We start from the raw sequence: 25,467 nt of genomic DNA on the forward strand, positions 1-25,467 counted from the left end.
GCGCTTTCGCGTTATGTTCACTCAAAGTTAAAAATTATTTTTAAACGTTAAAAAAATATTAATTTCAATTTGTTCCGCAGAGACACAAACTCCATTTGGCTTAATATTTGAAAATCAGCTCAATTATCATTAAATTTTAAAGTAATGAACAGAAATACGATTTTAGTTGCCACCATGGCCGTTGCCACACTAGGCACTACTACACAATCTTGCCTGGCACTTGCCACTTCAAGTGTAGGATTAGCAGTTTTGAAACAGATATTATTGGGCGGAATCACAAAAGGCCTCAATATCTTCAGTGATAAAGACAGTTTTTTGGCGAATCAGCTCATTGATGCTGCGCTTCCCCAGCAACTTAAAGACCTCAACAGTACCCTGCAAAAATTGGGGCTTAACAGCCTTGTTCAAAAGGAGAAAGAATATATCGCAAGAGCCGCAGCTTTTACCGTGGAAACTTCAAAACCTATTTTGGTGAATGCCGTGAACAGTCTTACTGCCGATGATGCCGCAAGAATCATCCAGGGTGGCAGCGGCGCAGCAACGCAAATCTTGAGGGAACGTACATCTGAACAGTTGATGGCAGCCATTGCGCCAAAAGTAGATGCTAAGCTTAATGAGTTTGGCTTGGTAAGTTCATTAAATTCAGCACTTTCCGGAACGAATCTCTTAGGCGGTCTTTTTGGAAACCAGAATTCTACAAGTTCTGTGACTGGAGGCCTGAGCCGTTTTGCTTCGCAGCAAATGGTGAATGGGTTGTTTAATATTATTGAAAACCACGAGAAGCAAAACCAAACTGCGATTCTCAATTCGCTTACCTCAGTAAAATAGTCATCAAATATTTCATAAATTTACATTCCGGCTGGCCCGGAATTTTTTTAAACTTAAAAGAAGATGTCATGATTAATATTTCGGAACCACATGAGAACATCAATCCCGACGATTTTTATGCTTCACTGAAAGAAAAGCTGGAGGCCACGCACAATTTCCCCGAAGACTATCTGTTCAAATTTATACTTACCAACGAAGATTCGCGGCATACCGAGATTTACAGAATTTTCGACGGGATAAAATTCACGCTCAATACCCGTGAAAGCAAAAACGGAAAATACAGCGCCATAAGCATCAGCGCATTTGTGCTCGATGCCGATCAGGTGATCCGGATATACAAGGAAGTTGGGCAAATTCCGGGTGTAATGATGCTTTAAATAATTTCAGCAAACCCTCAAGATGAACATTTTAATCACCGGCGGCAGCGGACTGATTGGCCAATCGCTCACGAATGCGCTTCGTGGCCGGAATCATAATGTGCGCATCTTATCACGCCAGGAAAGCAGTAAGCCCGATGTATTTCAGTGGAATCCCGCAGAAAATCACATCGATGAGCGGGCGTTTGAAAATCTAGATTCAATAATACATCTCGCCGGCGCCAGCATCAGCAAACCTTGGAGTGCAAAATATCGAAAAGAGCTGTATGAAAGTCGGATTTCCACAGCGGCGCTGCTTAAAAAATACTGCGAGCGCCTGAACGTCCGTCTTACATCTTTTATCTCAGCATCCGGTGTCAACTACTACGGCACTTTTACTTCAGACCGCATTTTAACGGAAGATGACGGCGTCATCAAAAAAGACTTTCTCGCAAAGCTCTGTGAAGACTGGGAAGCCGCTGCATACGAGTTTGCAGATATTTCAGACCGCGTTGTGTGTGTTAGAACTGCGATGGTTTTGGCTAAAAACGCTGGCGCATTCCAACTATTAAAAAAAAGTGTTGATTATTATGCCGGCGCTGCTACGGGTTCCGGACAGCAGTGGATGAACTGGATCCATCTGGAAGATTTGGTGAATCTGTACGTTTTCGCAGTTGAAAACAAGGTGGTTTCCGGCAACTTCAATGCGGTTGCTGATGATACTGTTCGAGCCAAAGATTTTACGAAAAGCCTGGCCGGCGCCGCAAAAAAACCATTTTTACCATTCAATGTTCCGTCATGGACGCTAAAATTAGCGCTGGGCGAAATGAGTTCGATCATCCTGGAAGGTTCAAGGGTAAGCAACAAAAAAATCAAATCGCTGGGATTTGATTTTAAATTTTCTACGGTAGATAAAGCTTTCAAAGATTTGGTCTGAGAATCAAGATTCTAGCCGTTATTCAATAAACAAACGTACATTTTCAATAGGGCGACCAAGCATCGCCACAGGTCCTTTGATGAGAATGGGTCTTTGGATCAGTGATGGATTTTCAACTAAAATTTTAATCCATTCCTCTTCAGAAAGTTCCTGTCCTTCAAACTTTTCACGGAAAAAAGGATCGTTCTTTCGGGTAATGGCATGCACGTCGGCATTCATTTTTTTCAGAACAGTTTTAAGTTCTGTTTCGCTTAGCGGGTTTTCTATGATGTCAATAATTTCAAAAGCCACATTATTTTCATCAAGATGCTCAAGGATCGCGCGGGATTTGGAGCATGAATTGTTGTGAAGCACTTTGATCATTGCAAGTAAGATTTAATATTAAACTTAAAAAAGGCCGTGCAGCTCTGTTTCTATCTTTTCGAGTATATAACCGAAATCTTCCGGTCTTTCAACAAAATCCAGATCATCAACTTCGATGACCAGAAGTTTCCCCTCTTTGTAACCGGATATCCATTTCTCGTACTTTTGGTTAAGTTTTGCCAAATATTCTATCGAGATCGACGCTTCATAGTCACGTCCGCGTTTATAGATTTTCTTTACAAGATTCGGAACATCAGACTTTAAATAAATCAAGAGATCCGGCGCCGATACAAAGCTTTTCATTAGATCAAAGATAGCCGAATAGTTGTTGAAATCACGATCTGTAAGGAGTTCCATATCATTGAGGTTTTCCGCGAAGATATGCGCATCTTCATAGATCGTTCTGTCTTGAACGATGTTTTTTCCGCTGTCGCGAATTTCTTTCACCTGGCGGAAACGGCTTCCTAAAAAATAGATCTGCAGCGCAAAGCTCCATTTGCTCATATCGGCGTAAAAATCTTCGAGATAAGGATTGTGATCTACATCCTCGAATTGTGCATGCCAGCCGTAATGTTTTGCAAGCATGGTAGTTAGCGTAGTTTTTCCGGCGCCAATGTTTCCTGTAACCGCGATGTGCATAAAAAAATTTTAGAAGGTTGAAGAGGGCTGCGGCACAGTTTTTTTGGCTGTGGCAAGCTTATTTTTTAATCGGGTAAAGATAAAGTTTGTTATCCTTGATTTCAAAGAAAGCGCTGCTGTTTTTATCCACAAAATCTGCAGTGTCACTCTCAAAAACCACTTTGAAGGAATTATTCTCCAAACCTAAAATACCGTTTTTCGTCACTACCGATATCTGCGAGTTTTCACGCAACAGTCTGTGCGGATTACTTACCGGGATTTCCTGTATTTCCCCTGATTTAAATTTAAAGATACTTAATGCGTTACGATGTAATATATAAGCGACATCTTCGTAAACCAAGAGATCCAAAATCAAATCAAAATCTGCCTTGAAAGGAAACGAAGCAATCACATGATCATCGCGAAAATTATACAGAATCAAATTTTTCGAGCTCTCATCCAGCAACCAAATCTGTTGCAGATCTTCGGCGTACGCCATTTTCACGAAACCGAATCTCGGTGAAAACTCCACCGTCTGAACAAGATTGAGATTTTGGTCATAAAAGCGAAGTTCCTGCGCATTTTCCGAAAACGCGGGTATACTGAGTGGATTCTGTACAGACTGGATTTTGAACGGCAGCGTAAACATCAGCTTTCCGAGCTGATTTCCGGCAGGGCTGTACTTCGTAAAGCTGAAATCAGCCTTTTTGTAGATATAAATATTGCCGTAATCATCTGCAAATAAATCCGAAATATTTTCAAACGCGAAAGGTTTTTCGTTAAAAATCTCCTGCGCCGAAACGTGCGAAAAGAGCGAAAGCAATATGAAATAAAAGGTTTTCATTTTCGCTCTGTGTGTATTAGTTTTTAATGACTACTTCGTAGATCTTATCCCAGTTTTTTCCCGTCACAAGCATATTTTCGCCTTTGAAAGCGATTCCGTTCAAGACATCGTCTTCATTGGTGGTATGTTTTTTCGCGATTTCCGTAAAATCAAATTTACCCACCACTTCCCCGTTCGCGGGATTGATTTTTAAAATGATCGGTTTCTGCCAAACATTTGCGTAGATGAAACCCTTGTGGAATTCAAGTTCGTTCAGCCTGTCGTAAGCTTCGGTATGTCCCGCTACAGAAATAAATCTGTCAATTTCTGAAGGATTGTTCGGCTGCAGGAAATAGATATTCTTCGTACCGTCTGAAAGTATCAGGTTTTTACCGTCGTATGTAAGTCCCCAACCCTCGCCTACCACATTTGGATAGGCAAATTCACCGATAAGGCTCAGGTCACTTTTGTTATAAATGAAGCCTTTTTTGTGCATCCACGTCAACTGGTAAATCTTGTCACCCACGATAGCCGCGCCTTCAGAGAAAATTTCCGCAGGTTGCGGTGTAGAGACAATCGGCGTGGTACTGCCAAGTCTGTATTTAATAATTCTGGACGAACCTTTTTGGCCGTCCGACTCATAGATCGTGTTTCCTTCAAGCAAAAATCCCTGCACAAAATTGGCCGGATCATGCGGATACTCTTTTATTATCTCGTAGCTAAGCTGAACTTCGGGATTTTTAGCAAAAACGTTGATGGTAGCATCCTGCGTGATGATCTCACCGTTCTTCTTTTTGATATTGAATGTCACTGCGTTGTCGCCGAGCGTGAAAAAATTCGGGTCCACGATAAGTTTGGAAGTTTCTTTGTCGCCAAAACTTATTGAGATACTTTCCGCGTTTTCGGTCACTTCTGTTGGCAAATTCAGGGCGTCACCGAAATGGTAACCTTTGCTCTCCATAGACAGGTTATAATCGTTCAGCGTGTTAAGAATTTCCTTATCCTTATTACATGCAGTGAAAAACAAAAATGCCAGCATCAGCAGCAAAAAGCGATTATTCATTGAAATATTTTTGTCAAAAATACTTAAATTTTATTACTTCCGAAGCCATGTAAGATTAGCACAAGCACATTGCCGAATTATTTATCTTTGCTTCTCTACAGCCAAAAAAAATGAAAAAAACGTTCTTACCACTGATTTTTATTTCTGCGATGTCATTAGCCCAAAACTTCACGCGGCAGGATACTTTAAAAGGTTCAAACACCAGATTCCGCGATTTCTGGGATGTGAAAAAATATGAACTTTCTGTAGAAGCAGATTTTGCAAGCCAAAGCGTTGCGGGCCAGAACAGGATAATTTTCGAAATCACAAAAGATGTTGTAAATCCTGTTTTTCAAATCGACCTGCAGCAGCCTATGACTTATAAGATTGTAGATTCCAGCACCAAACTCTGTACTTCAAGACGTGAAGGCGATTTTATATTTGTAGAAACCAATAAATCTTACAAAAAAGGCGAAGTGCATTCATTTACTTTTGAATTTTCCGGAAACCCTGTTGTGGCGAAGAATGCACCTTGGGACGGCGGTTGGGTCTTCAAAAAAGACGAAAGCGGAAACCCATTCGTCAGTGTGGCTCAGGAAGGGATTGGCACTTCGGTTTGGTTGCCGGTAAAAGATATCTGGAGTGACGAGCCGGATAACGGAATCTTAATGAAAATCATAACGCCAAGAGATTTAACAGGCGTCGGAAACGGAAGGCTGATTTCACAAACCACCGAAAAAAACAAAAACATCTTTGTGTGGGAGGTTAAGAACCCCATCAATGCGTACAGTATCGTGCCGAGCATTGGTAAATATGTCAATTTTAAAGAAACTTACAACGGAGAGAAAGGTCAGCTCGACCTTGATTATTGGGTGCTTGATTATAATTTAGACAAGGCAAAAAAGCAGTTTCAGCAGGTAAAACCGATGATGCAGGCCTTTGAATATTGGTTTGGTCCTTATCCGTTTTACGAAGATTCTTACAAACTGGTTGAAACGCCTTACCTCGGTATGGAGCATCAGAGCAATGTGGCGTACGGCAACCGGTACGAAAATGGCTATCTCGGGCGTGACCTCTCCGGAACGGGCGTAGGTTTGAACTGGGATTTCATCATCATTCACGAAACAGGACACGAATGGTTCGCGAACAACATCACCGCGAAAGACCAGGCGGATATGTGGGTCCACGAAGGTTTCACCAGTTACTCTGAAACGCTCTTTACAGAAAAATATATGGACAAAGCTTCAGGTGAAAATTACGTGCAGGGAATTCGGGGCAACATAGAAAATGACATCCCAATCATCGGAAAATACGGTGTGCGGAATGAAGGCAGCGGTGATATGTATTACAAAGGCGCAAATATGCTCCATACGATCCGCCAGGTGATTAATGATGATGAAAAATTCCGACAGATCCTTCGGGGCCTGAACAAAGATTTCGGTCTGCAGACGGTCACTACGAAGCAGGTTGAGGATTATATCACAACAAAATCCGACATCGATTTTTCCACCGTTTTTGATCAGTATCTGCGTACCACAAAAATTCCGGCACTTGAATATTATCAAAACGGTAAAACACTGACATTTAGATACATAAATGCAGTGAAAGGCTTAATACTCCCAATTAGAATCAGTGAAAGCCAAACCATAATACCTACAGATCAATGGCAGACTGTTCAGCTTAAAAGCGCCGAAACCGTGCAGTGGAACCGGAATTATTATGTGGAATATTTAGACGTAAAGCCTTAGAGCGGATTTACACGTTTCTAATGGAAATCCGGAACGTTGTCCCCTTCCCGATTTCGGTATGCACTATTTTAATATCGCCGCGGTGGTATTCTTTTATTACCCTTTTGGCCAAAGAAAGACCTAAGCCCCAACCGCGCTTTTTCGTAGAATATCCGGCTTTGAACGCATTGCTGGCCTGGAAGTTTGTCATTCCGGAACCGCTGTCTTTGAAATCGATGACAATAGATTTGCTCTTTTCGTAGAGTTCGATCTCCAGCCTTCCCTCGCCTTTCATTGCGTCTACGGCATTTTTTACGAGGTTCTCGATAACCCAGCTCAGCAAGATTCGGTTATGAGGAATCAGAACTTCGTGCGGCGGAAGAATCAGCATAAACCGCACTTTAGTAGAAATCCTCGATTTTAAATAGTCGAAATTTTGCTGCAGCGTTTCATTGATATTGAGATCGTTGAGTTCCGGCACCGAACCGATTTTTGAGAACCTTTCGGAAATTGTCTTCAGACGGTTGATGTCGTTTTCAATTTCGCGCACTCCTTCGCTTTCTTCATTTTCCATCCGCAGAATCTCGATCCAACCGATCATCGAGGAGAGAGGCGTACCGATCTGGTGAGCGGTTTCCTTCGCCAATCCTGCCCAAACATAGCCTTCGTCGGTTTTCTTGATGGTGCGCAGAAACCAAAAGGAGAAGGAAATATACGCAATTATCAAAAGTCCAAGGATATACGGCGAGTAACGGAGATTATTGAGAAGGTTGGAGTTCATGTAGAAAACATACTGGTTGTTCCCGTCCGGCATCTGCAGCTCGATCGGTCTGTAAGATTTCTCCATTTTACTCAGCAGCTGCTGCATTTTCTGCGGGCTTTCCAGTACATTTTGAGGAATATTCTTTTGGAAATCGGGACCGATGGGTTTCTTGTTCTTATCGGTAACGATCACGGGTATCGTATTGTTTGTCTTGCTGATCTGCAGCAACAGGTCCAGCGTCATCGGGTCTTCGATGATCTCTTCCTGCTGGTATTTCATCGCAGTGGCGAACAGTTCGATCCGCTTTATCTCCTCTTTGCGCAGATAATCGATAAGGATTACGGAGGCCACGACGACACCTGTCACAGCGAGCGTTAAAAGGATATAGATGACCCAGTTATTAATTTTTGAAAGGAAGCTTCTGCGTTTCATGCCGGTTTTCTACTTTAAAATATTCAGCACTTTATACAACGCATCGCTGCTGTTTGCACCCTGATAATTATTGATGATGATCGCGAAAACATAGTTTTTGCCGTCTTTGGAAGTATAATAACCCGCGAAAGACTTGGTGTTTTTCATGGTGCCGCTTTTCATCTTCATCCCGTTGCCCTGTGTCGGAAAACCTTCGAAAAAATCTTTGAACCAGGGCTGCTTTTTGCTCCATAGCAACGCCTGCACTTCGGCTCTGGCCGACACATAGTTTTGAGGAGAAAGTCCGCTGCCGTCGGCAAAATTGATCATCGAAGTGTTGATACCTTTGGCTTTCCAGAAGTCTTTGAGAAAAGTTATTCCCGCATCAAAACTTCCTTCATTCTTTTCCCTGCCAAGTGTCTTTATTAAAGTTTCGCCGTATAAATTCACACTTTTACGCATAAACCAATAGATAATCTTGTCGAGTGTGGGCGATTTATATTCCAAAATCTTCTTACTACCCTGCCTTGGCTGCGATGTTTCTCCATTGAGTCGCTGCATCGACGCCGACAGAATATTTCCAGTGAACGTAACACCCGAATCTTTAAACCACGCTGCGATTTCTGTTCCTAATGTTAATGGCGGATTAGGCATCGAACCCGAAACTGTAATACGTCTTGCAGGCAGTATTCCGTTGATGTGCGCTGCTTCTGAAAACGGTGCTGTATAAATGAGACTTTGGTCAGACGAGCCGCCTGTTTTCAGGTCATTAATCCATTTTACACCGGGCAGTTCCACATTTACACCATTCATTTGTTTACCGGTCATATCAAGGTCAAACTGGTTCTCGCGCCAGTTTACTCCCCACACGCCGGCTCCATAATAGTTGCCGATATCATTCCACGGCCAGCCGCCAGGCACCGTTTGAAAATCAAAATAAGAATCATCAATATAGAGGTCACCGGAAATTTTATTGATACCGATTTCTTTTAGTGCTGCGAGCAATTTTGCCCTGAAGTTTTCAGGCTTATAGCCGTCATAGCGCCAGCTTCCCAACGTGGGATCGCCATTTGAACTGATGATCAGAGTTCCGTTCAGCGTGTTTCCGTTTATTGCGCCTGTATGTGAAACTGCAGTCGTGTACTGATAATCTGAACCTAAAGTTTCGAGCGCCGCCGCCGCAGTGAAAATCTTTTGTGTAGAAGCTGAGGAAAGCCCTTTATTACCCTGATATTCGTAAACCAAATTACCTGATTGATCACTTACAAAAAATGAAAGGTTTGCAGAATACGCCGGCGAACTCGCCAAAAGATCTGCTGTTGCTTTCTGTAATTTTTGCGCTGTTCCCTGTCCAAATGTAAGATTGCAGCTGAAAAGAGCTATTGCAAGTAGTTTGTGCATATTTTTGAAACATTTTCTGTTCAAATATATTAATAATTATGCGCCTACATGTCTCAACCAGAACTCTTAAAGTTTTAATGTAAATGCTTGCACATCTGCTAAAATTTTTGTAAAATTTGTATGAAAATCTTAAAAATTTATCGTTATGGCCTCAATTATTACGGGCTTGTTCAAAAGCCAAACCCAGGCACGCAAGATTTCCGAAGACTTAGAGCAGGCAGGTTTCGCGAGCGAAGACTTCATAATCTATCTTCAGGATAAAAATGTGAGCAAAGAAGTGAAAACCTCTATCTGGCAGTCTTTCTTTCGCGACCAGACCAAACTTGAAGACGACAGCCTCGTAGTGAGCGTCCGTGTGCGTACACTGGAATGCGAACAGAAAACGTATAGAATTTTTGAAGCGAATGGCATAATTCGCAGCCATTTTTTCGAAAATATCAGATTCCAGGATGCGATGTCGCTGCACTTCCTGAAACGGATCGTTTCACTACGGGCAAAATCGCAGATCGCCCATACACCGGAAGTGCGACATCACGAAAAGGCAAATGGCATGAATGCGGAAGTGACATTCGGCAAGACCTGAGAAATTCCACTAAAATCTGTTTCCGATGAGACGGATTTTTTTATTTAATTTCCCTATTTTCGTTACCTAAAGCACTTTCTTAAATGGTTTATGATCTAGAACAGGAAAATAAGGAAATCCTTGCGCGCTATAAAGATTTGATCTCGAATACTTACCGCACGCTGGATGAGGAGAACAATAAACTCATCCGGAAGGCTTTTGATATTGCGCTGGATGCGCACAAAGACCAGCGCCGGAAAACGGGCGAGCCGTACATCTATCACCCCATCGAAGTGGCGAAAATCGTGGCGAATGAGATCGGCCTGGGTGCGACATCCATCGCGTGCGCACTTCTTCACGACGTGGTGGAAGATTCAGATTATACCTATGAGGATCTCAAGAAACTTTTCGGAGCCAAAATCGCCGGAATTGTCAATGGTTTGACGAAAATTTCGGTAATGAACCATCAGAACATTTCCATACAGTCTGAGAATTACCGTAAACTTTTGCTCACACTTTCCGAGGACTTCCGTGTGATACTGATCAAAATCGCTGACAGGCTGCACAACATGCGTACCCTGGAAAGCATGACGCCGGAAAAGCAGAAAAAAATCGCTTCCGAAACGGTTTACATCTATGCGCCTTTGGCGCACCGTCTCGGACTCTACAATATCAAGTCTGAACTTGAAGATCTTTCGCTTAAATTCAACAATCCTGAGGTTTATTTTGACATTTCCGAACGCCTGGAACTTGCAAAGGAAAGCCGCGAAAAATACATCGAAGAGTTTAAAAAAGAAGTTTCAGAACAGCTGGAAGCTGAAGGATTAAAAACTTCAATCAAAGGCCGAGCAAAAGCGATTTCTTCCATTTACCGGAAAATGCTGAAACAGGGTGTCACTTTCGATGAAGTGTATGATAACTACGCGATACGCATCATTTACCGTTCTGATGCGAAGAATGAAAAATTCCTGGCCTGGAAGATTTACTCCGTTGTTACCGACCTCTATCACAGTAATCCACAGCGGATGCGCGACTGGATCACACGTCCCCGGTCCACTGGTTATGAGAGTCTGCATCTTACGGTTTTAGGTCCGGACAAAAAATGGATTGAAGTGCAGATCCGGTCCGAAAGGATGGACGATATCGCCGAAAAAGGCGTAGCTGCCCATTATAAATACAAAGAAGGCTTCCGCCAGAATACGGATGAGAAAAACTTTGAGAAATGGGTACGTGAAATACGTGAAGTGCTGGAAAATCAACAGGCGCTTAGCACCACAGAACTGCTGGATAACATAAAACTTAATCTATATTCGAAGGAAGTTTTTGTTTTCACGCCAAAAGGTGAGATCAAAATCCTACCAATCGGTTCTACCGCGCTCGATTTCGCCTTCTCAGTCCATTCAGACCTCGGCACGAAATGTCTCGGGGCTAAAGTGAACGGTAAACTGGTGCCCATCTCGTACGCGTTGCAGAACGGCGACCAGGTAGACATCCTGTCTTCCCAAAACCAAAAACCGAAGCCGGACTGGCTGGATTTCGTGGTGACTTCCAAAGCCAAATCGAAAATCAAGGCGATTCTGAATTCAGAGAAAAACCATTTGTCTGAGGAAGGGAAAGAAATCCTGCAGCGAAAAATGCGTCATGCAAAGCTGAATTTTAATGATGAAGAAATCAATAAAATGCAGAAATTCTTCAACCTTAAAACTTCACAGGACCTTTTCCTGAGCTTCCAAAACGGGTCACTTGACATTAGCGACATCAAAAAATACACGGAAGGCAAGGGAATTTTCAGCAATATCATTCAGCGTTTCCGCAAGTCGCCAAGTAAAAACGAAGTTTTCACGGAACATCCGGAATCTAATCTTGATATGATTGTTTTCGGAAAGGATGAAGAAAAACTGAACTATACTTTTTCTAAATGCTGCACGGTAATCCCGGGCGACAAAATTTTCGGTTTCATCACTATTTCCGAAGGAATCAAAGTGCATAATGACAATTGTCCCAACGCCATAAACCTCCGTGCACAGTACGATTACCGCGTACTTCCGGCCAAGTGGGTAAATGAAGAAAGCTTCAAAAACCGAATCAAAATAGAGATTGAAGGTCTGGACCGAATGGGGATGATCAACGATATCACCGCGGTCATCTCAAACTCAATGAACATGGACATGAAGAGCATGTCAATAGAATCAAACAACGGTATTTTCCTGGGCAACATCAATCTTGAGGTCCGTAACAAAAGTCAACTGGAAGAAACTTTCAAACAACTTAAAAACATAAATGGCGTATCACGCGTCCGAAGGTTATAAATATTTTCTAATTTATGCTGATTACCACGTATTTCAAAAAATTTCTACACAGTTCGCAGTCATCAGGCATCTTGTTGATTTTCTGCGTTGCCCTTTCTTTAGTTATTGCGAACTCTGCTCTCGCTGAAGGTTTTCAGCATATATTGGATAAAAATATCGGTACAGACCTGTTTGACCTGCGGTATCCGCTGAGTATTTGGGTGAATGATGGTCTGATGGCTGTCTTCTTCCTGCTTGTCGGGCTCGAGATAAAGCGCGAAATCGTAGAAGGCGAACTTTCAAGTTTTAAGAACGCGTCACTTCCCATTGTGGCCGCGCTTGGCGGAATGATAGTGCCGGCGGCGATCTATTTCTTCTTCAATCAGGACACGGAATATGCAAAAGGATGGGCAATACCGATGGCCACCGACATCGCATTTTCCCTGGCTATTCTTTCACTGCTGGGGAAACGCGTTCCGCTCTCATTAAAGATATTTTTGGCAGCATTGGCCATTGTAGATGATCTGGGTGCCATCGTGGTTATCGCGGTTTTTTACACAGAACAGATCCACTGGATGTATCTTTTGTGGAGCGCGCTGATGGTGTTGGTTTTGGTTCTGCTTAATTTCTTTAAATTCCAAAAACACGTGTTTTATGTAGTTCCGGGTATCTTGCTTTGGTACTTCATGCACCATTCCGGGATTCATGCAACTATCGCCGGGGTTCTGCTTGCATTTACCATTCCTACAAATGTATCCGACACCGAAATCTCACCTTTGGAAAAACTCGAACAGAAGCTTCACTTACCGGTGAATTTTATCGTGATGCCGCTTTTCGCGCTCGCCAATACCAACATTACATTCAAGGACGGCATGGTAGACGGTCTTTTCGGATCATTAGGTTACGGCATTATCTTAGGACTTATTTTGGGGAAGGTAGTCGGGATCAATCTGTTCTCCTGGATTTTTATCAAGCTGAAAATCAGTTCGCTGCCAGATAAAAGCAACTGGACTCAGATGGTTGGAACGGGACTTTTAGCCGGAATCGGTTTTACAATGTCTATTTTCATTGCACTGCTTTCATTCAAAGGACATCCGGAAATTCAGGATGAAGCCAAATTTGCGATTCTTGTAGCTTCCTTAATCGCAGGTGCAAGCGGATTTTTACTGCTTAAAACTTCAGCGAAATCAGTTTCGTAACACTATAATTTCAGCGTCTGAGTATTCGACGGTTCTTCTTCGAGTTCCGGAAGAATTGCGGTATCGAAATGCTTTGCATTGGCTTTCATTTCATCGGCAATCATTTTTTCTACTCGCACTTTTTTGATCGCGATGTTTAGTTCATTTCCCAGCAGGATGAGAATGATATTTAAATTCACCCAAACCATCACAAGAATAATGGTTCCGATGGATCCGTAAATCACATTGTAGCGCGCGAAATCCCGGACATAAATGGCAAAAATATAGGTCAGGATCACAAACAGCACCGTTGTGAGCACGGCTCCCGGCAGCGCTTGTTTAAACGAGGTGATTTTCAGACAACCAACCCAGTAGAACAGCGCCAGCAAAATCAGATAAAAAACCGGAAACGAGATAAATCCGATGATCTTCGTCATGTTTCTCACCAACCAGGAGATATTGATCTCTGGCGTGAAAAGTTTTAATACGACCTCACTGTAATACACGCCAAAAAGTGATGCGATGACCAAAACGACAAACGCGATGGTGATGCCGAACGCCACAAAATATTCTTTTACAACCCCACGCTGAAGATTGGTATTCAGGTTAAAACCGTTGATAAGCGAATGCGTTCCGTTTACCGCAAAAATCATCGCAAAAATAATCGTGAGGTTGCTGATATTCTTCATGTTCGGCACGATGAAGGTGTTGATATAGCCCGTGACGTCTTTCTGGATGTGAGCCGGAAAGATATTGAGCATCAACACATCGAAAATATAAAACTGTAGTTTGTCGTAGTGCGGAAGGTTGGGCAAAACCGAAAGCAGGAAAAGAATGAAAGGGAAAAGACTCAGGAAAAAACTCCACGAAATGCTGGCCGCACTTCTCCCAATCTGCATCTTGAACACGCCCTGCCCATAAATTTCGAACATTTTCCAGAGAGAAATGCCCAGGAAAGGGATGTGCAGATCGTCGAGATAGTCGTGGATTCGGAGGAGGAATTTAGGAGTTTTAAGGCCCATTAATCTATATTTGCAGCTCAAAGGTAAGAAATGAGAATCAATTTGGTCTGCATCGGCAAAACCGATGATAAAGAAATCGCGCACCTCGTGAAATATTACCAAAACCGGCTGCCACGGCACTGGAACTTCGAATTAACCGAAATTCCCGACGTAAAAAACGCGCGTAATCTTTCGCCGGAGCTTTTGAAAAAAGAAGAAGCAAAACTGTTCCTCGCCCAAACCGAAAGTACGGATTTTATCGTCTTGCTCGATGAAAAAGGAAAACAGTTTACCAGTCGGGAATTTGCGGCTAATATTGACAGCTGGATGAACTCGGCCGTGAAGAAAGTCTCGATATTTATCGGCGGCGCTTATGGCTTTTCGCCTGAAATTTACCAGCGTGCAAATATGCAGATGTCTTTGAGCAAAATGACCTTCACACACCAGATGATTCGTCTTTTTATTTTGGAACAGCTCTACCGCGCAGACCAAATTTTGCAGGGGAAACCTTACCACAACGATTAAATATCCGCAGGAAATAAGCCCGGTAAAATCAACTATCCACTTTTCACGTCGCCTATTTTGCGTACTTTTGAAGCCATGGATCTTTCTTTACGCACCGTCACCGTCATGCGCTACATCCTGCCTCTGCGCGAAGGCGGATCTTTGCCGGCACTCGCCGAAGCCGATGACGATTTCAAATATGTCTTAAAATTCCGCGGCGCCGGCCACGGCGTGAAAATGCTGATATCTGAACTTCTGGGCGGTAAAATTGCGGAAGTTTTAGGCCTGAAAATTCCTGAACTCGTTTTTGCAAATCTCGATGTAGATTTCGGTAGAACGGAGGCAGATGAAGAAATTCAGGACCTTCTCAAGTTTTCCGAAGGTCTGAACCTCGCGCTGCATTTCCTCTCAGGAGCCATCGCCTATGATGCGTCGGTGAAAGTTGATCCGCTGCTTGCTTCGAAAATCGTGTGGCTCGACGCCTTCATCACGAATATTGACCGGACGCACAAAAACACCAATCTGCTTTTGTGGCACAAAGAACTTTGGGTGATTGACAACGGTGCGTCATTCTTCTTCCACCACTCGTGGATGAATTTTGAAAAACAGGCGCTAAGTCCGTTCGTATATGTAAAAGATCACGTGCTTCTGTCACAGGCTTCGATGCTCGATGAAGCCGATGTTTTCGCAAAATCTGTTTTAAACGAAACAATCCTGCGCGAAATCGTAGAGCTTATTCCACCTGACTGGCTGGAGTGGCGCGACACCGATGATTCGCCGGAAGAAATAAAAGACATTTATTACAATTTCCTCAAAACCCGTCTTGAGAACTCGTCTAACTTTGTAAACGAAGCAAAAAATGCAAGAGCTTAAAATTTACGAATACGCCGTCATCCGCCTGGTACCAAAGGTGGAGCGCGAAGAGTTTTTCAATATCGGGCTCGTGATGTTTTCGAAAAAGGAAAAATACATCCGCGCAGAATTCCATCTGTGTCCTAAAAAATTCGAGCTGATGCATTCAAAACTTGATTATGAGGATGTGATGAAAAATCTCGAAAATTTCAATCATGTTGCACAAGGCAGCAAAGCAGGCGGTGAAATTGCAGCTTTTGACATTCCGGAAAGATTCCGGTGGCTGACAGCGGTTAGGAGTTCTGTGATTCAGACTTCACGCCCGCATCCGGGCAAAACCAAGGATTTGGATGCTACGTTTGAGAGATTGTTCGAAGAACTAGTGAAATAGTTTTAATTTAAAATCGGCCACTGCACTTTAAATCAAATAGTTCTGGTAAAATTTCAATAAAATCCAGAAATTAAATCTTCGTCAGCTTCGCAAACTTTAAAATCAGATTCTTCTCGCCTTCGTGCTGGAATTTTACTTTGGCTTTAATATTCTGCGGATCGGTACCATCCAGAAACATCACCTCACCCACGCCAAAACGGTCATGACGTACCTGATCGCCCACCTCGATATTTTCTGATGAAGCGCCACTCGGATTGATGATTCTCGCGGTAGCAACAGGTTTCAGGTTTTGCGGCACAGGTTGAGGCTCGCTGCGCTCAATTGTTTTTTTCTCCGATTTCCTGGTGAATGACCGCGGCTCTGACGGGTGTTCATCGAATATATTCGATTTTAAACCGGAATGGTTCACAAACCTGCTTTCCACGGCCGGATTAATGAATTCCAAATATTGTGAATCTACTTCACTCAGGAAGCGTGAAGGTTCTGCATCCGTAATTTTGCCCCACTGAAAACGCGAAACGGCATACGAAAAATACGCCTGCTTCTCCGCACGCGTAAGCGCAACGTAAAATAAACGTCTTTCCTCCTCTATTTCCTCGCGCGTAGACGAACTCATAAAACTTGGGAAAAGGTTTTCCTCAAGACCCACCAGGTGTACAACCGGAAACTCAAGACCTTTTGAAAGGTGAATTGTCATAAGAGAAACCTGGTCGCCGGTTTCATTTTTGTCATTCTGCGTATCTGCAGACAGCGCAATGTTCTCTAGAAATCCCGAAAGCGACGGGTCTCCGTCTTCAAGCTGCTGCTGTTCTTCGATGTAACCCTGCATGGAGTTCATTAGTTCCTGAACGTTTTCAACGCGTGAAATGCCTTCGGGTGTCTGGTCGTCTTTTAAAAACTTAATTAAGCCGCTCCGTTTCGCTACTTCCATCGCGACGGTGTAGGCGTTTTCGCTTTTCAGCATTACCTGAAAGGCTTTGATCATGGCCCAAAAATCAGAAAGTTTCGTTAGGATACCGTTGTTCAGCCCCAATTCAGGTGCGTAATGACCGAGATTTCCAAGAACTTCAGTAATCGCCACACTTTTTTTATCGGCAAAAACGGTGAGTTTATTTTGGGTGGTTTCGCCAATGCCACGCGCCGGATAGTTTATAATTCTTGTAAGCGCCTCTGCATCGTTTTCGTTAACCAGCAAACGCAAATAAGCGATCAAATCCTTGACTTCCTTTCGCTGATAGAAAGACAGGCCGCCATAAACTTTATAAGGTATATTCTTTCGTCGCAGCGCATCTTCGAACGCCCTGGTCTGCGAATTGGTACGGTAAAGAATCGCAAAATCACTGAATCTGCGCTGCAAAGAATTGTGTTGTTCCCAAATGTTTGACGCTACGAAATTGGCTTCATCCGCATCTGAAAGTGAGCGGTATACCTTGATTTTTTCGCCTTCTTCGTTATCGCTGAAGACGTTTTTCTTAAACTGCTGTACGTTTTTAGAGATAACAACATTTGCCGCATTTACGATATTTTGTGTGGAACGGTAGTTTTGCTCCAGCGAGACCGTAACAGCGTCCGGATAATCTTTCTTAAAATTTAAAATATTAAAAATGTTTGCTCCACGGAATGAATAAATCGATTGTGCATCATCTCCCACGACGCAGATATTTTCAAATTTGGAAGCCAATGCTTTCACAATGAGATATTGGGAGTGGTTGGTATCCTGGTACTCATCAACCAAAATATAACGGAACCTGTCCTGATATTTCGCCAAAACCTCCGGAAAACGCGTCAGCAGTTCGTTCGTACGCAGCAAAAGATCATCAAAATCCATCGCACCATTGCGGTAACATGCGTCCACATATTTCTGATAAATGGCGCCCATGTGCTTCATATTGGCGCGTTCATCATTTTCAATAAGTTCGGGATTATTAAAATAAGCTTTAACCGTAATCAGATTGTTCTTATAGCTTGAAATACGCGCTTGAACTTTTTTAGGCTTGTAAAGATCTGCATCAATACTTAAATCTTTCAATACTTTCCGAAGAACATTCAGCGAATCCTGAGAATCATAGATCGTAAAGTTCGATGGAAACCCAAGATAGTGCGCCTCGCTGCGTAAAATGCGCGCAAAAACCGAGTGAAAAGTTCCCATCCAAAGTGAGCGGGCTTCGCTTTGCCCGACTACCTTTGCGATCCTCTCCTTCATCTCTTTCGCCGCTTTATTGGTAAATGTAAGCGCAAGAATATTGAATGGATCCACGAGATTGGTGATCAAATGAGCAATGCGCATCGTAAGTACGCGCGTTTTGCCGGAACCTGCGCCAGCAAGCACCATAAGCGGGCCTTCGAGTGTGGTAACCGCTTCATATTGAGCTTCATTTAATCCTTTTAAGTAATCCATCAGGGCAAAAAAATTTGGGACACAAATTTAGTGAAATATAAACGGAAGCCAAATCATTCAAGACATTGGCTGACCATTTTTAAGACAATGATTGGGACGAAAAAAGCTCCAAAAAAGGAGCTTTGAATATATTCAGTGCTAAAAATTTAGCAAATAAAACTTATTTGACGATCTGGATATTGATCGCGGAGAAACCTTTTGGCGATCTTTCTTTTTCGAATGACACTTTGTTGCCTTTCTTCACCTGGTGCGCACAATTGTTTTCGTGGAAGAAGATGTTTTCCTGCGAGCCGGCTTCCGTGATAAATCCGTAACCTTTGTCGCTTAAGAAAGTTACCACACCTGTTTTCACTGTTTCTTCAGCTTCTATTGGCGCTGCGCCTAGCTGGATATCATCCAGGTTGATGCCTTCACGGTCTTGCTGATCCGGTGGTGTAGAGGTCAGTTGCCCGTTTGCGTCCACATAAAGAAACATTTCATCAAGGCCTTTGCCTTTGTTGTTATTGGTTTTGCGCTCTTCGCGTTTCGCCGTTTTCTCCTTTAGTTTCTGTTGTTTTTTCTTAAAGTTTTCTTTTTTTGAAAAAGAATCTGCCATAAATTATATGAGTATTAAAAAGTTTGTTTGATGAATTGCGCTTGCTAAACCGAAGTGTAACAACGCAGATTTAAATTTACGAAAAGTTCGCCAGAAAGAAGCCTGCAAAAAGTAAAGTAGATAATAAAAAGGTGGAAACCGCTAAATCGGTCTAATTGTAAACAGGTAGTTGCAGAACTTCTGATTTCTAGCACAAAGATACGGAAATATATCCATATTGCTTTTTGAACAGCATTCGTGGACATTTTCCGTGAAAGAAACCCGCACAACAGCACAGTTTGTGTAACTTTAGCCAAAGAAGACCTACCAATAATTAAAAATTGTACAGTTTATGAAAAAAAGACTTTTATCTGCTGCTGCTGTGGCTTTTCTCGGAATAGCGCTGCAGGCACAGAAAATTAAATTTGAAGAGTACGATCTGCCCAACGGGCTTCACGTCATTCTGCATCAGGATAATTCAGCACCGGTAGTCACAACTGGTGTGATGTATCATGTAGGCGCAAAAGATGAAGCTGTAGGACGAACCGGCATGGCGCATTTTTTTGAACACCTGCTTTTTGAAGGGACAAAAAACATCAAGCGCGGTGAATGGTTTAAAATCGTTTCGTCAAACGGCGGAACCAACAATGCGAACACGACGAATGACCGCACCTATTATTATGAAACTTTCCCGTCAAATAATGAACAGCTTGGACTTTGGATGGAAAGTGAAAGGCTAAAAAGCGGCACTGTGAACCAGATCGGTGTTGATACGCAGCGCGAAGTGGTGAAGGAAGAAAAACGTCTCAGAATGGACAACCAACCTTATGGAAACCTTTTCACTGCTGTGCAAAACAACCTTTTCACAAAGCATCCGTACCACTGGTCCACCATTGGTTCTATGGATGACCTGAACGCAGCTACGCTGGCAGAATTCCAGGATTTTTATAAGAAATATTACGTTCCAAACAACGCCACGCTTGTTGTAGCCGGCGATATTAATCCGGAACAGACCAAAAAATGGATCAACGAATATTATGGTGACATCCCGAAAGGAACTGTTTACCCGAAGAACTTCCCTAAAGATGAACCCATCACGAAGGAAAAAGAAGTGACCGTTACTGACAAAAACATTCAGCTTCCGGCGTATGTTTTTGCCTACAGAACACCTTCAAACAAAGAAAAAGATGCGTATACGCTTGATATGCTGTCATCTTACCTGAGCAGCGGAAAATCTTCTGTCCTGTACAAAAAACTGGTAGATGAAGAGAAGAAAGCGCTTCAGGTTCAGGCTTTCAACATGGGTCTTGAAGATGCGGGTATTTTCGCATTCTTTGCGATTCCGATGGGAGCAACGTCTAAGGACACGCTTCAGAAAGACATCGACGCAGAAATAAAAAAACTTCAGACTACGATGATCTCTGAAGAAGATTATCAAAAGCTTCAAAACCAATATGAAAACCAGTTTGTGAATGCCAACTCATCTATCCAGGGAATTGCGTCTTCACTTGCTACCAATTACGTCCTGATGGGTGACACCAACCTGATTAACAAGCAACTGGAGGTTTACCGTTCGGTTTCGCGCCAGGATCTGATGAATGCTGCGAAAAAATATCTGAACCCGAACCAAAGAGTTGTTGTGAATTACTTACCTGAAAAAAAATAATCTATGAAATATAATTTTAAATATATAGCAGCCGCTTTCCTGATCTCAGGTGCACTTTCTGCACAGAAAATTAACCGGGACGAAATGCCGAAACCCGGCCCCACACCTACGATAAACATCACCAAACCCAAAACTTTCACCCTGAAAAACGGTATGACAGTGATGGTGGTGGAAAATAACAAACTGCCGCGTGTGAACATGAGCCTTACAATGGACAGACCCCCAATTGTAGAAGGTAATAAGGCAGGTTTGAGCCAGATTATGGCTGATCAGCTTGGCAGCGGAACCACTACCCTGACCAAAGACCAGTTCAATAAAAAAATCGATTTCCTGGGCGCAAACCTCGATTTTTCTGCCACCGGCGCTTCCGCGAACACACTTTCAAAATATTTTCCGCAGGTTTTAGGTTTGATGGCCGACGCTATAGTTAATCCAAAATTCTCGGCATCGGAAGTGCAGAATTCGAAAGACCGCATGATCGAAGGCCTCAAAGCCGACGAAAAAAATGCAAGCAGCATCGCAAACCGCGTTTCTACGGCGCTGACATACGGTAAAAATACATCCCGTGGTGAATTTGAAACTGAAAGTACGATCAAGAACGTGCAGTTGGCCGATGTTCAGGATATGTATAAAAAATATTACGCTCCAGACAATGCATACCTCGTGATTGTTGGCGATGTAAAATTTAATGATGCGAAGAAACTGATTGAAAAATCCTTTTCCAACTGGAATAAAGCCGGAACGCAGTTCCCAGCTTTGGAGCCGGCCGCAAATGTCGCGAAGACAGAAATCAATGTGGTGGATGTTCCAACGGCGGTGCAGTCTGTGGTAATGGTTGGAAACATCAACAACCTGAAAATGAACGATCCGCAGTATTTCCCTGCAATGATAGCGAATTACATCCTCGGGGGTGGCGGTGAATCACGTCTTTTCATGAACCTGCGGGAAAAGAACGGTTTCACATACGGTGCTTACTCATCAATGACAGCGAGCAAATATACTCCTGGCTTCACTGCAAATGCGAGCGTACGAAATGAGGTGACGGACAAAGCAGTGAAGGAATTTATGAATGAAATCAAGGATATTTCAACCATCAAACCTGATGAATTGGCAAACGCAAAAGCCAAACTTAAAGGAGATTTCATCCGCTCGCTTGAAAGACCGGAAACAATTGCAAGGTTTGCAGTAAACGAGAAAGTGCAGAATCTACCTGCTGGTTTTTATACCAATTATCTGAGATCGATCGATAATGTAACGGCTGCGCAGGTTTCAGACGCTGTAAAAGCCAACATTCTACAGAATCAGAGCAGGATTTTCGTGGCCGGAAAAGCCGCTGATATCGCTGAAGGTCTTGATAAATTAGGATATCCTGTAAATTATTTTGACAATGAAGCCAATCCGGTAGGGAAACCTTCAGGCAAAAAACTGGATCCAAGTATTACACTGAAAACCGTGGCTGATAAATACATTACGGCTATCGGTGGTTTGGCTGCAGTTCAAAAAGTAAACTCTATCACCACAGACGCATCAGCCAAAGTTCAGGGCATGGACGTGAATATGAATATGGTACAGGCCCGTGGCGGAAAGATGAAGATGGAACTTAAGATGATGGGAAACACGCTTCAGAAAATGGTTTTTGACGGAAAAGACGGCTACATGGAGGCACAGGGCCAGAAAACGCCTTTGCCAGATGAAATGAAGAAGGAACTTGCTGCTGCGTCTGACCTTTTTCCTGAACTTAGTTTTGCAACGTCCGGAGCTTATACATTAAATGGCATTGAAAAAATCGAGAACGAAGATGCGTATGTTGTAAAAAAAGGTTCTAATTCTTATTTCTACAGCACCAAAACCGGTATAAAGATTGGCGAGATAAAGATGCAGAAAGGTCCGCAGGGTGAAATGGCAATTCCCACTAATTTCTCCGATTACAAAACAGTTTCAGGCGTACTGTTGCCTTATAAGATATCACAGAATATCGGTGGAATGCCGCTTGAGTTCACGGTGTCATCTTACCAACTCAATCAGGCAAAAGACGCAGACTTTAAATAAAAAAAATTTAAACATATTGAGTAAACGGTGGCGAAAGCTGCCGTTTTTTTTGTTTTAAGATTTATTGTTAAAAGAATGTAACTTAAAGACAAAAGGCATAAAAATTGTTAAACTGTATTAACTAAAACTGAAATCATGTCTGAAAATATACTCTCTCTAGAAGATCTTAAATTCCTGGAAAAACTGCACACCACGTACGGTTTACAATACATCAGGTTTGATGACAGCGGCATCCTGCTGAACAGTCAACAGCTGCTGGATGATGATTTGGAAAAGACAGATTATTTCAATCTGCTGAGCGAAATTTCGAAAAAGCTGAAATACAGACTCAACTCAAACTTCCAAATGAATTTTAACACGTCATTCAACTTTGACGTGGTAAGGGTTTAAAATTCAAAAAAATAATATTAGGTTGTCAGTTGGTAGATTTTGCCCACTACATCCTCAAGCTCGAATGGCTTCGCAATGAATTCGCATGCGCCGGAATTTAAGGCTTCATCCTTCATTTCGCGCCCTGCCGACATCATAATTACTGGGATGTCTTTGGCCACTTCATTTTGCTTAAGTTTTTTGCAAATATCACGTCCGTCTTCTCCGGCCAGCGAAATATCGAGCATGATTACATCAGGAATCAAACGTGTTTCAAGCATCGAGAAGATATCTGATCCGCGTTCAAAAGCTTTTACTTCAAAGCCTTCAAAATCGAGCATTACACTTAAACTATCTAAAATTGACGTATCGTCATCTACAATCGCTATCTTTTTTGCGTGCATTTTTTCAATCATTATGAGCTAAAGGGAGAGAGAAATAAAATGTAGAGCCCCTATTCAGTTCACTCTCAACCCAGATTTTACCATTTGACCTTTCTATGATTTCCGCGGCAATGTAAAGGCCGAGGCCCAAGCCGGGAAATGTATTGTTTTGGTCTTCAGCTACGCGGTAATACTGGTCGAAAACTTTCTCTAACTTATCGGCTGGCATCCCTATGCCAAAATCCTGCACTGAAAAAATCACATTGTTGTCCTGCACCTTGCTGCTTACAATTATTCTGTCCGCTGCCGGAGAATATTTTATCGCATTAGAGATCAGGTTCGTCATTACCTGCGCGGTCCGCTCTTTGTCAGCAAATACCGTACCTATAACATCAAAGTTTGTTTCAATTTTTTTCGATGTCGACATTTGCTGCTCTTCAATGGTCTCTTTTATCAATTCATCGAAACCGAAATAATCTTCATTCAAATGAATTTTGCCCGCGTTTATCTTAGTCACATCAAGCAGGTCTGAGATCAGTGAGGTGAGTTTGACCACCTGCAGATCCATTTTACGGGCTAAATCTGCATTCCTTTCGTCGCCACTTTTGACCATCATCCGCTCCAAAACCTGGGCGTATAGTTTTAGCGAGGTTAATGGCGTTTTCAGTTCATGACTCGCAATACCAAGGAAAGTATCTTTTTGGGTTGATAAATTTTTAAATTCATTGATATTCGTACAAGTTCCTACCCATTTTGTGATGACGCCATCCACAATCACAGGTTTCGCCCGGCTGAGAAACCACATATATTTGCCGGTAGTAGCTTCCAGCATGCGGAATTCAAGTTCGAAATCCTGCTTCATTAATGACGCTGTCTTCCACTCCTGCTTCAGCTGGCGCACGTCATTCGGATGGATTAATGTCGCAAAATACTCTCTCACAAGGTCTTCGGGCGAACAACCCAAACTTGTGCACATATTATTATTGGCGTAGATTATTTTACCTTCAGCGGTAGCTGTCCACACCATTTGCGGCATCGCTTCAGCTAGCGTGCTATACTCTTCGCTTTGCAAACGAAGATTTTCCCGCGCGCGCACCAGTTCGGTTACATTCATCGCAACGTTCATTATAGCGTAGATCTCACCATATTGATTGCGAAGTGCTTTGTATGAAAAATTATAGTAGAACGTCTGCAGTACCCCGTCTACCACTAAATCTACCCTGTCTTCTTTGGCCACGTATGACCGGCCCGTATTGTAGACATCGTGTAAGATCTGTACAAAAGGCTGACCGGCAAGTTCCGGCAGCGCGTCCTCCAACTTTTTACCTATTACCGATAAATCTTTGCCCCAGGTTTTGATCATCTGCTTATTGGCAAATTCAATCACAAGATCACTTCCGCGATAAATAGCGGTAGAATAGTCGGAAATCTCCATGAGATTCCGGAACCGCAATTCACTTTCACTCAATTTTAACTCAGATTTCACCTTTTCCGTTACTTCAGTCGCAACTACGCTGACACCGGTGATTTTCCCAAAATCGAGGATCGGTGAATAAACGAAATCAAAATAACAATCTGTGATGATGCCGTTGCGAACAAGCTTTGCCAGAACACCGTCACCTTTGAACGGTATTCCGGTTTCATAGACGTTTTTTAATATACCTGGGAATTCCTGATCACGAATTTCGGGCAGTGCCTCCAAAATAGGCAGACCAATCACGCTTTCATCCTTGCCCCAGAGTTCCAGTACTTTATTATTGGCAACCTCCACCCTCTGGTCATCACCCATCAGCATCGCCAGGGCAACAGGCGCTTGGCTGAAAAGCGTAATAAGCGAATCGAAATTGACGTGTTTGAGCAGAAGATTTTTCATAAATACGAATTTAGCATATTTTATGTTAAATGAATGCAATTCTTCTTTTACCAGTTAAAATAAATCTTCCGATTAGCCCGCGATGCATTCTATATATTATTCTTTCACCA

24 protein-coding genes are annotated in these 25,467 nt (G+C 42.7%); 13 read left to right on the top strand and 11 right to left on the bottom strand.

Features of this window, described 5'->3' with window-relative positions; translation table 11 throughout:
- Positions 1 to 144: 144 nt before the first annotated feature.
- The 3 genes from H9628_RS07880 (at position 145) to H9628_RS07890 (ending at position 2,121) form a co-directional block, all read left to right on the top strand.
- Entirely contained in the window at positions 145 to 828 is a 684-nt protein-coding gene (locus tag H9628_RS07880) for a DUF4197 family protein (protein WP_251833575.1), read from the top strand.
- Between the two features lie 68 nt (positions 829 to 896).
- Complete coding sequence (locus H9628_RS07885) at positions 897 to 1,205, top strand: DUF493 domain-containing protein (RefSeq protein WP_251833576.1); 309 nt, start codon at positions 897 to 899, stop codon at positions 1,203 to 1,205.
- A 22-nt stretch (positions 1,206 to 1,227) separates the two neighbouring features.
- Complete coding sequence (locus tag H9628_RS07890) at positions 1,228 to 2,121, top strand: TIGR01777 family oxidoreductase (protein ID WP_251833577.1); 894 nt, start codon at positions 1,228 to 1,230, stop codon at positions 2,119 to 2,121.
- Between the two features lie 18 nt (positions 2,122 to 2,139).
- Here H9628_RS07890 and H9628_RS07895 read toward each other — a convergent pair whose 3' ends face one another.
- The 4 genes from H9628_RS07895 to H9628_RS07910 are packed head-to-tail and all read right to left on the bottom strand — an operon-like array spanning position 2,140 to position 4,988.
- Positions 2,140 to 2,484: an arsenate reductase family protein gene (locus tag H9628_RS07895; RefSeq protein WP_251833578.1), complete on the bottom strand. Its 345-nt coding sequence runs from the start codon at positions 2,482 to 2,484 to the stop codon at positions 2,140 to 2,142.
- A gap of 24 nt (positions 2,485 to 2,508) precedes the next feature.
- Positions 2,509 to 3,123 (bottom strand): deoxynucleoside kinase, encoded by a 615-nt coding sequence (locus tag H9628_RS07900; RefSeq protein ID WP_251833579.1) that lies wholly within the window; start codon positions 3,121 to 3,123, stop codon positions 2,509 to 2,511.
- Between the two features lie 58 nt (positions 3,124 to 3,181).
- Positions 3,182 to 3,946: a hypothetical protein gene (locus H9628_RS07905; protein WP_251833580.1), complete on the bottom strand. Its 765-nt coding sequence runs from the start codon at positions 3,944 to 3,946 to the stop codon at positions 3,182 to 3,184.
- A gap of 16 nt (positions 3,947 to 3,962) precedes the next feature.
- Positions 3,963 to 4,988, bottom strand: coding sequence for a glutaminyl-peptide cyclotransferase (locus H9628_RS07910; protein WP_251833581.1), 1,026 nt, complete (start codon positions 4,986 to 4,988; stop codon positions 3,963 to 3,965).
- Between the two features lie 110 nt (positions 4,989 to 5,098).
- Here H9628_RS07910 and H9628_RS07915 point away from each other — a divergent pair, with 110 nt between their 5' ends.
- Positions 5,099 to 6,715, top strand: coding sequence for a M1 family metallopeptidase (locus H9628_RS07915; RefSeq protein WP_251833582.1), 1,617 nt, complete (start codon positions 5,099 to 5,101; stop codon positions 6,713 to 6,715).
- A 7-nt stretch (positions 6,716 to 6,722) separates the two neighbouring features.
- On the opposite strand, the gene H9628_RS07920 is transcribed toward H9628_RS07915, so the two are convergent.
- Both H9628_RS07920 and dacB read right to left on the bottom strand, forming a co-directional pair.
- The gene (locus H9628_RS07920) at positions 6,723 to 7,889 is read right to left on the bottom strand and encodes a sensor histidine kinase (RefSeq protein WP_251833583.1); all 1,167 of its coding nucleotides are present in this window, start codon (positions 7,887 to 7,889) and stop codon (positions 6,723 to 6,725) included.
- Between the two features lie 9 nt (positions 7,890 to 7,898).
- Complete coding sequence (gene dacB, locus H9628_RS07925; RefSeq protein ID WP_251833584.1) at positions 7,899 to 9,269, bottom strand: D-alanyl-D-alanine carboxypeptidase/D-alanyl-D-alanine endopeptidase; 1,371 nt, start codon at positions 9,267 to 9,269, stop codon at positions 7,899 to 7,901.
- A 145-nt stretch (positions 9,270 to 9,414) separates the two neighbouring features.
- Here dacB and H9628_RS07930 point away from each other — a divergent pair, with 145 nt between their 5' ends.
- The 3 genes from H9628_RS07930 to nhaA all read left to right on the top strand — a co-directional run bounded on the left by H9628_RS07930 (position 9,415) and on the right by nhaA (position 13,318).
- On the top strand, positions 9,415 to 9,852 hold the full coding sequence (locus H9628_RS07930) for a hypothetical protein (RefSeq protein WP_251833585.1): 438 nt from the start codon (positions 9,415 to 9,417) through the stop codon (positions 9,850 to 9,852).
- A gap of 83 nt (positions 9,853 to 9,935) precedes the next feature.
- Positions 9,936 to 12,140: a RelA/SpoT family protein gene (locus H9628_RS07935; RefSeq protein WP_251833586.1), complete on the top strand. Its 2,205-nt coding sequence runs from the start codon at positions 9,936 to 9,938 to the stop codon at positions 12,138 to 12,140.
- Positions 12,141 to 12,154: 14 nt separating this feature from the next.
- Positions 12,155 to 13,318 carry a Na+/H+ antiporter NhaA gene (nhaA, locus tag H9628_RS07940; RefSeq protein WP_251833587.1) on the top strand — a complete coding sequence of 388 codons (1,164 nt, stop codon included), beginning with the start codon at positions 12,155 to 12,157 and terminating at the stop codon, positions 13,316 to 13,318.
- 2 nt (positions 13,319 to 13,320) lie between these two features.
- Here the strand turns inward: nhaA and H9628_RS07945 are convergent, their stop codons facing one another.
- Positions 13,321 to 14,319 carry a YihY/virulence factor BrkB family protein gene (locus H9628_RS07945; protein WP_251833588.1) on the bottom strand — a complete coding sequence of 333 codons (999 nt, stop codon included), beginning with the start codon at positions 14,317 to 14,319 and terminating at the stop codon, positions 13,321 to 13,323.
- Between the two features lie 30 nt (positions 14,320 to 14,349).
- Here H9628_RS07945 and H9628_RS07950 point away from each other — a divergent pair, with 30 nt between their 5' ends.
- From H9628_RS07950 to H9628_RS07960, 3 genes are all read left to right on the top strand, one after another.
- Positions 14,350 to 14,823, top strand: a complete 474-nt coding sequence (locus H9628_RS07950) for a 23S rRNA (pseudouridine(1915)-N(3))-methyltransferase RlmH (RefSeq protein ID WP_251833589.1) — start codon at positions 14,350 to 14,352, stop codon at positions 14,821 to 14,823.
- A gap of 75 nt (positions 14,824 to 14,898) precedes the next feature.
- Complete coding sequence (locus tag H9628_RS07955; RefSeq protein ID WP_251833590.1) at positions 14,899 to 15,675, top strand: HipA family kinase; 777 nt, start codon at positions 14,899 to 14,901, stop codon at positions 15,673 to 15,675.
- Positions 15,662 to 16,045 carry a DUF3037 domain-containing protein gene (locus tag H9628_RS07960; RefSeq protein ID WP_251833591.1) on the top strand — a complete coding sequence of 128 codons (384 nt, stop codon included), beginning with the start codon at positions 15,662 to 15,664 and terminating at the stop codon, positions 16,043 to 16,045. The genes H9628_RS07955 and H9628_RS07960 overlap by 14 nt, the downstream gene beginning before the upstream one ends.
- Before the next feature lie 70 nt (positions 16,046 to 16,115).
- Here the strand turns inward: H9628_RS07960 and H9628_RS07965 are convergent, their stop codons facing one another.
- Both H9628_RS07965 and H9628_RS07970 read right to left on the bottom strand, forming a co-directional pair.
- The gene (locus H9628_RS07965; RefSeq protein ID WP_251833592.1) at positions 16,116 to 18,443 is read right to left on the bottom strand and encodes an ATP-dependent helicase; all 2,328 of its coding nucleotides are present in this window, start codon (positions 18,441 to 18,443) and stop codon (positions 16,116 to 16,118) included.
- Between the two features lie 160 nt (positions 18,444 to 18,603).
- Entirely contained in the window at positions 18,604 to 19,038 is a 435-nt protein-coding gene (locus H9628_RS07970; RefSeq protein WP_251833593.1) for a cold shock domain-containing protein, read from the bottom strand.
- A gap of 331 nt (positions 19,039 to 19,369) precedes the next feature.
- Between H9628_RS07970 and H9628_RS07975 the strand changes: the two genes are divergently transcribed.
- The 3 genes from H9628_RS07975 (at position 19,370) to H9628_RS07985 (ending at position 23,122) form a co-directional block, all read left to right on the top strand.
- Positions 19,370 to 20,683, top strand: coding sequence for a M16 family metallopeptidase (locus H9628_RS07975; RefSeq protein ID WP_251833594.1), 1,314 nt, complete (start codon positions 19,370 to 19,372; stop codon positions 20,681 to 20,683).
- Between the two features lie 3 nt (positions 20,684 to 20,686).
- Positions 20,687 to 22,732, top strand: a complete 2,046-nt coding sequence (locus H9628_RS07980; protein WP_251833595.1) for a M16 family metallopeptidase — start codon at positions 20,687 to 20,689, stop codon at positions 22,730 to 22,732.
- A 135-nt stretch (positions 22,733 to 22,867) separates the two neighbouring features.
- Complete coding sequence (locus H9628_RS07985; RefSeq protein WP_251833596.1) at positions 22,868 to 23,122, top strand: hypothetical protein; 255 nt, start codon at positions 22,868 to 22,870, stop codon at positions 23,120 to 23,122.
- Positions 23,123 to 23,139: 17 nt separating this feature from the next.
- Here H9628_RS07985 and H9628_RS07990 read toward each other — a convergent pair whose 3' ends face one another.
- Together H9628_RS07990 and H9628_RS07995 are read right to left on the bottom strand one after the other, a co-directional pair.
- Complete coding sequence (locus tag H9628_RS07990) at positions 23,140 to 23,505, bottom strand: response regulator transcription factor (protein WP_251833597.1); 366 nt, start codon at positions 23,503 to 23,505, stop codon at positions 23,140 to 23,142.
- Positions 23,506 to 23,509: 4 nt separating this feature from the next.
- A complete protein-coding gene (locus tag H9628_RS07995; protein WP_251833598.1) occupies positions 23,510 to 25,357 on the bottom strand; it encodes a PAS domain-containing sensor histidine kinase in 1,848 nt (615 codons plus the stop codon).
- Positions 25,358 to 25,467 lie beyond the last annotated feature (110 nt).

The sequence above is a fragment of the Kaistella pullorum genome (genome assembly GCF_014837035.1).
Classification (GTDB): domain Bacteria; phylum Bacteroidota; class Bacteroidia; order Flavobacteriales; family Weeksellaceae; genus Kaistella; species Kaistella rhinocerotis.

Bases quoted from the DNA above. Each gene is read 5' to 3' on its own strand.
- H9628_RS07990 (WP_251833597.1), bottom strand. From the start codon at position 23,505: ATGCACGCAAAAAAGATAGCGATTGTAGATGACGATACGTCAATTTTA.
- H9628_RS07975 (WP_251833594.1), top strand. From the start codon at position 19,370: ATGAAAAAAAGACTTTTATCTGCTGCTGCTGTGGCTTTTCTCGGAATA.
- H9628_RS07895 (WP_251833578.1), bottom strand. From the start codon at position 2,484: ATGATCAAAGTGCTTCACAACAATTCATGCTCCAAATCCCGCGCGATC.
- H9628_RS07985 (WP_251833596.1), top strand. From the start codon at position 22,868: ATGTCTGAAAATATACTCTCTCTAGAAGATCTTAAATTCCTGGAAAAA.
- dacB (WP_251833584.1), bottom strand. From the start codon at position 9,269: ATGCACAAACTACTTGCAATAGCTCTTTTCAGCTGCAATCTTACATTT.
- H9628_RS07995 (WP_251833598.1), bottom strand. From the start codon at position 25,357: ATGAAAAATCTTCTGCTCAAACACGTCAATTTCGATTCGCTTATTACG.
- H9628_RS07910 (WP_251833581.1), bottom strand. From the start codon at position 4,988: ATGAATAATCGCTTTTTGCTGCTGATGCTGGCATTTTTGTTTTTCACT.
- H9628_RS07945 (WP_251833588.1), bottom strand. From the start codon at position 14,319: ATGGGCCTTAAAACTCCTAAATTCCTCCTCCGAATCCACGACTATCTC.
- H9628_RS07965 (WP_251833592.1), bottom strand. From the start codon at position 18,443: ATGGATTACTTAAAAGGATTAAATGAAGCTCAATATGAAGCGGTTACC.
- H9628_RS07900 (WP_251833579.1), bottom strand. From the start codon at position 3,123: ATGCACATCGCGGTTACAGGAAACATTGGCGCCGGAAAAACTACGCTA.
- H9628_RS07915 (WP_251833582.1), top strand. From the start codon at position 5,099: ATGAAAAAAACGTTCTTACCACTGATTTTTATTTCTGCGATGTCATTA.
- H9628_RS07980 (WP_251833595.1), top strand. From the start codon at position 20,687: ATGAAATATAATTTTAAATATATAGCAGCCGCTTTCCTGATCTCAGGT.
- nhaA (WP_251833587.1), top strand. From the start codon at position 12,155: ATGCTGATTACCACGTATTTCAAAAAATTTCTACACAGTTCGCAGTCA.
- H9628_RS07950 (WP_251833589.1), top strand. From the start codon at position 14,350: ATGAGAATCAATTTGGTCTGCATCGGCAAAACCGATGATAAAGAAATC.
- H9628_RS07960 (WP_251833591.1), top strand. From the start codon at position 15,662: ATGCAAGAGCTTAAAATTTACGAATACGCCGTCATCCGCCTGGTACCA.
- H9628_RS07890 (WP_251833577.1), top strand. From the start codon at position 1,228: ATGAACATTTTAATCACCGGCGGCAGCGGACTGATTGGCCAATCGCTC.
- H9628_RS07880 (WP_251833575.1), top strand. From the start codon at position 145: ATGAACAGAAATACGATTTTAGTTGCCACCATGGCCGTTGCCACACTA.
- H9628_RS07905 (WP_251833580.1), bottom strand. From the start codon at position 3,946: ATGAAAACCTTTTATTTCATATTGCTTTCGCTCTTTTCGCACGTTTCG.
- H9628_RS07955 (WP_251833590.1), top strand. From the start codon at position 14,899: ATGGATCTTTCTTTACGCACCGTCACCGTCATGCGCTACATCCTGCCT.
- H9628_RS07920 (WP_251833583.1), bottom strand. From the start codon at position 7,889: ATGAAACGCAGAAGCTTCCTTTCAAAAATTAATAACTGGGTCATCTAT.
- H9628_RS07970 (WP_251833593.1), bottom strand. From the start codon at position 19,038: ATGGCAGATTCTTTTTCAAAAAAAGAAAACTTTAAGAAAAAACAACAG.
- H9628_RS07930 (WP_251833585.1), top strand. From the start codon at position 9,415: ATGGCCTCAATTATTACGGGCTTGTTCAAAAGCCAAACCCAGGCACGC.
- H9628_RS07885 (WP_251833576.1), top strand. From the start codon at position 897: ATGATTAATATTTCGGAACCACATGAGAACATCAATCCCGACGATTTT.
- H9628_RS07935 (WP_251833586.1), top strand. From the start codon at position 9,936: ATGGTTTATGATCTAGAACAGGAAAATAAGGAAATCCTTGCGCGCTAT.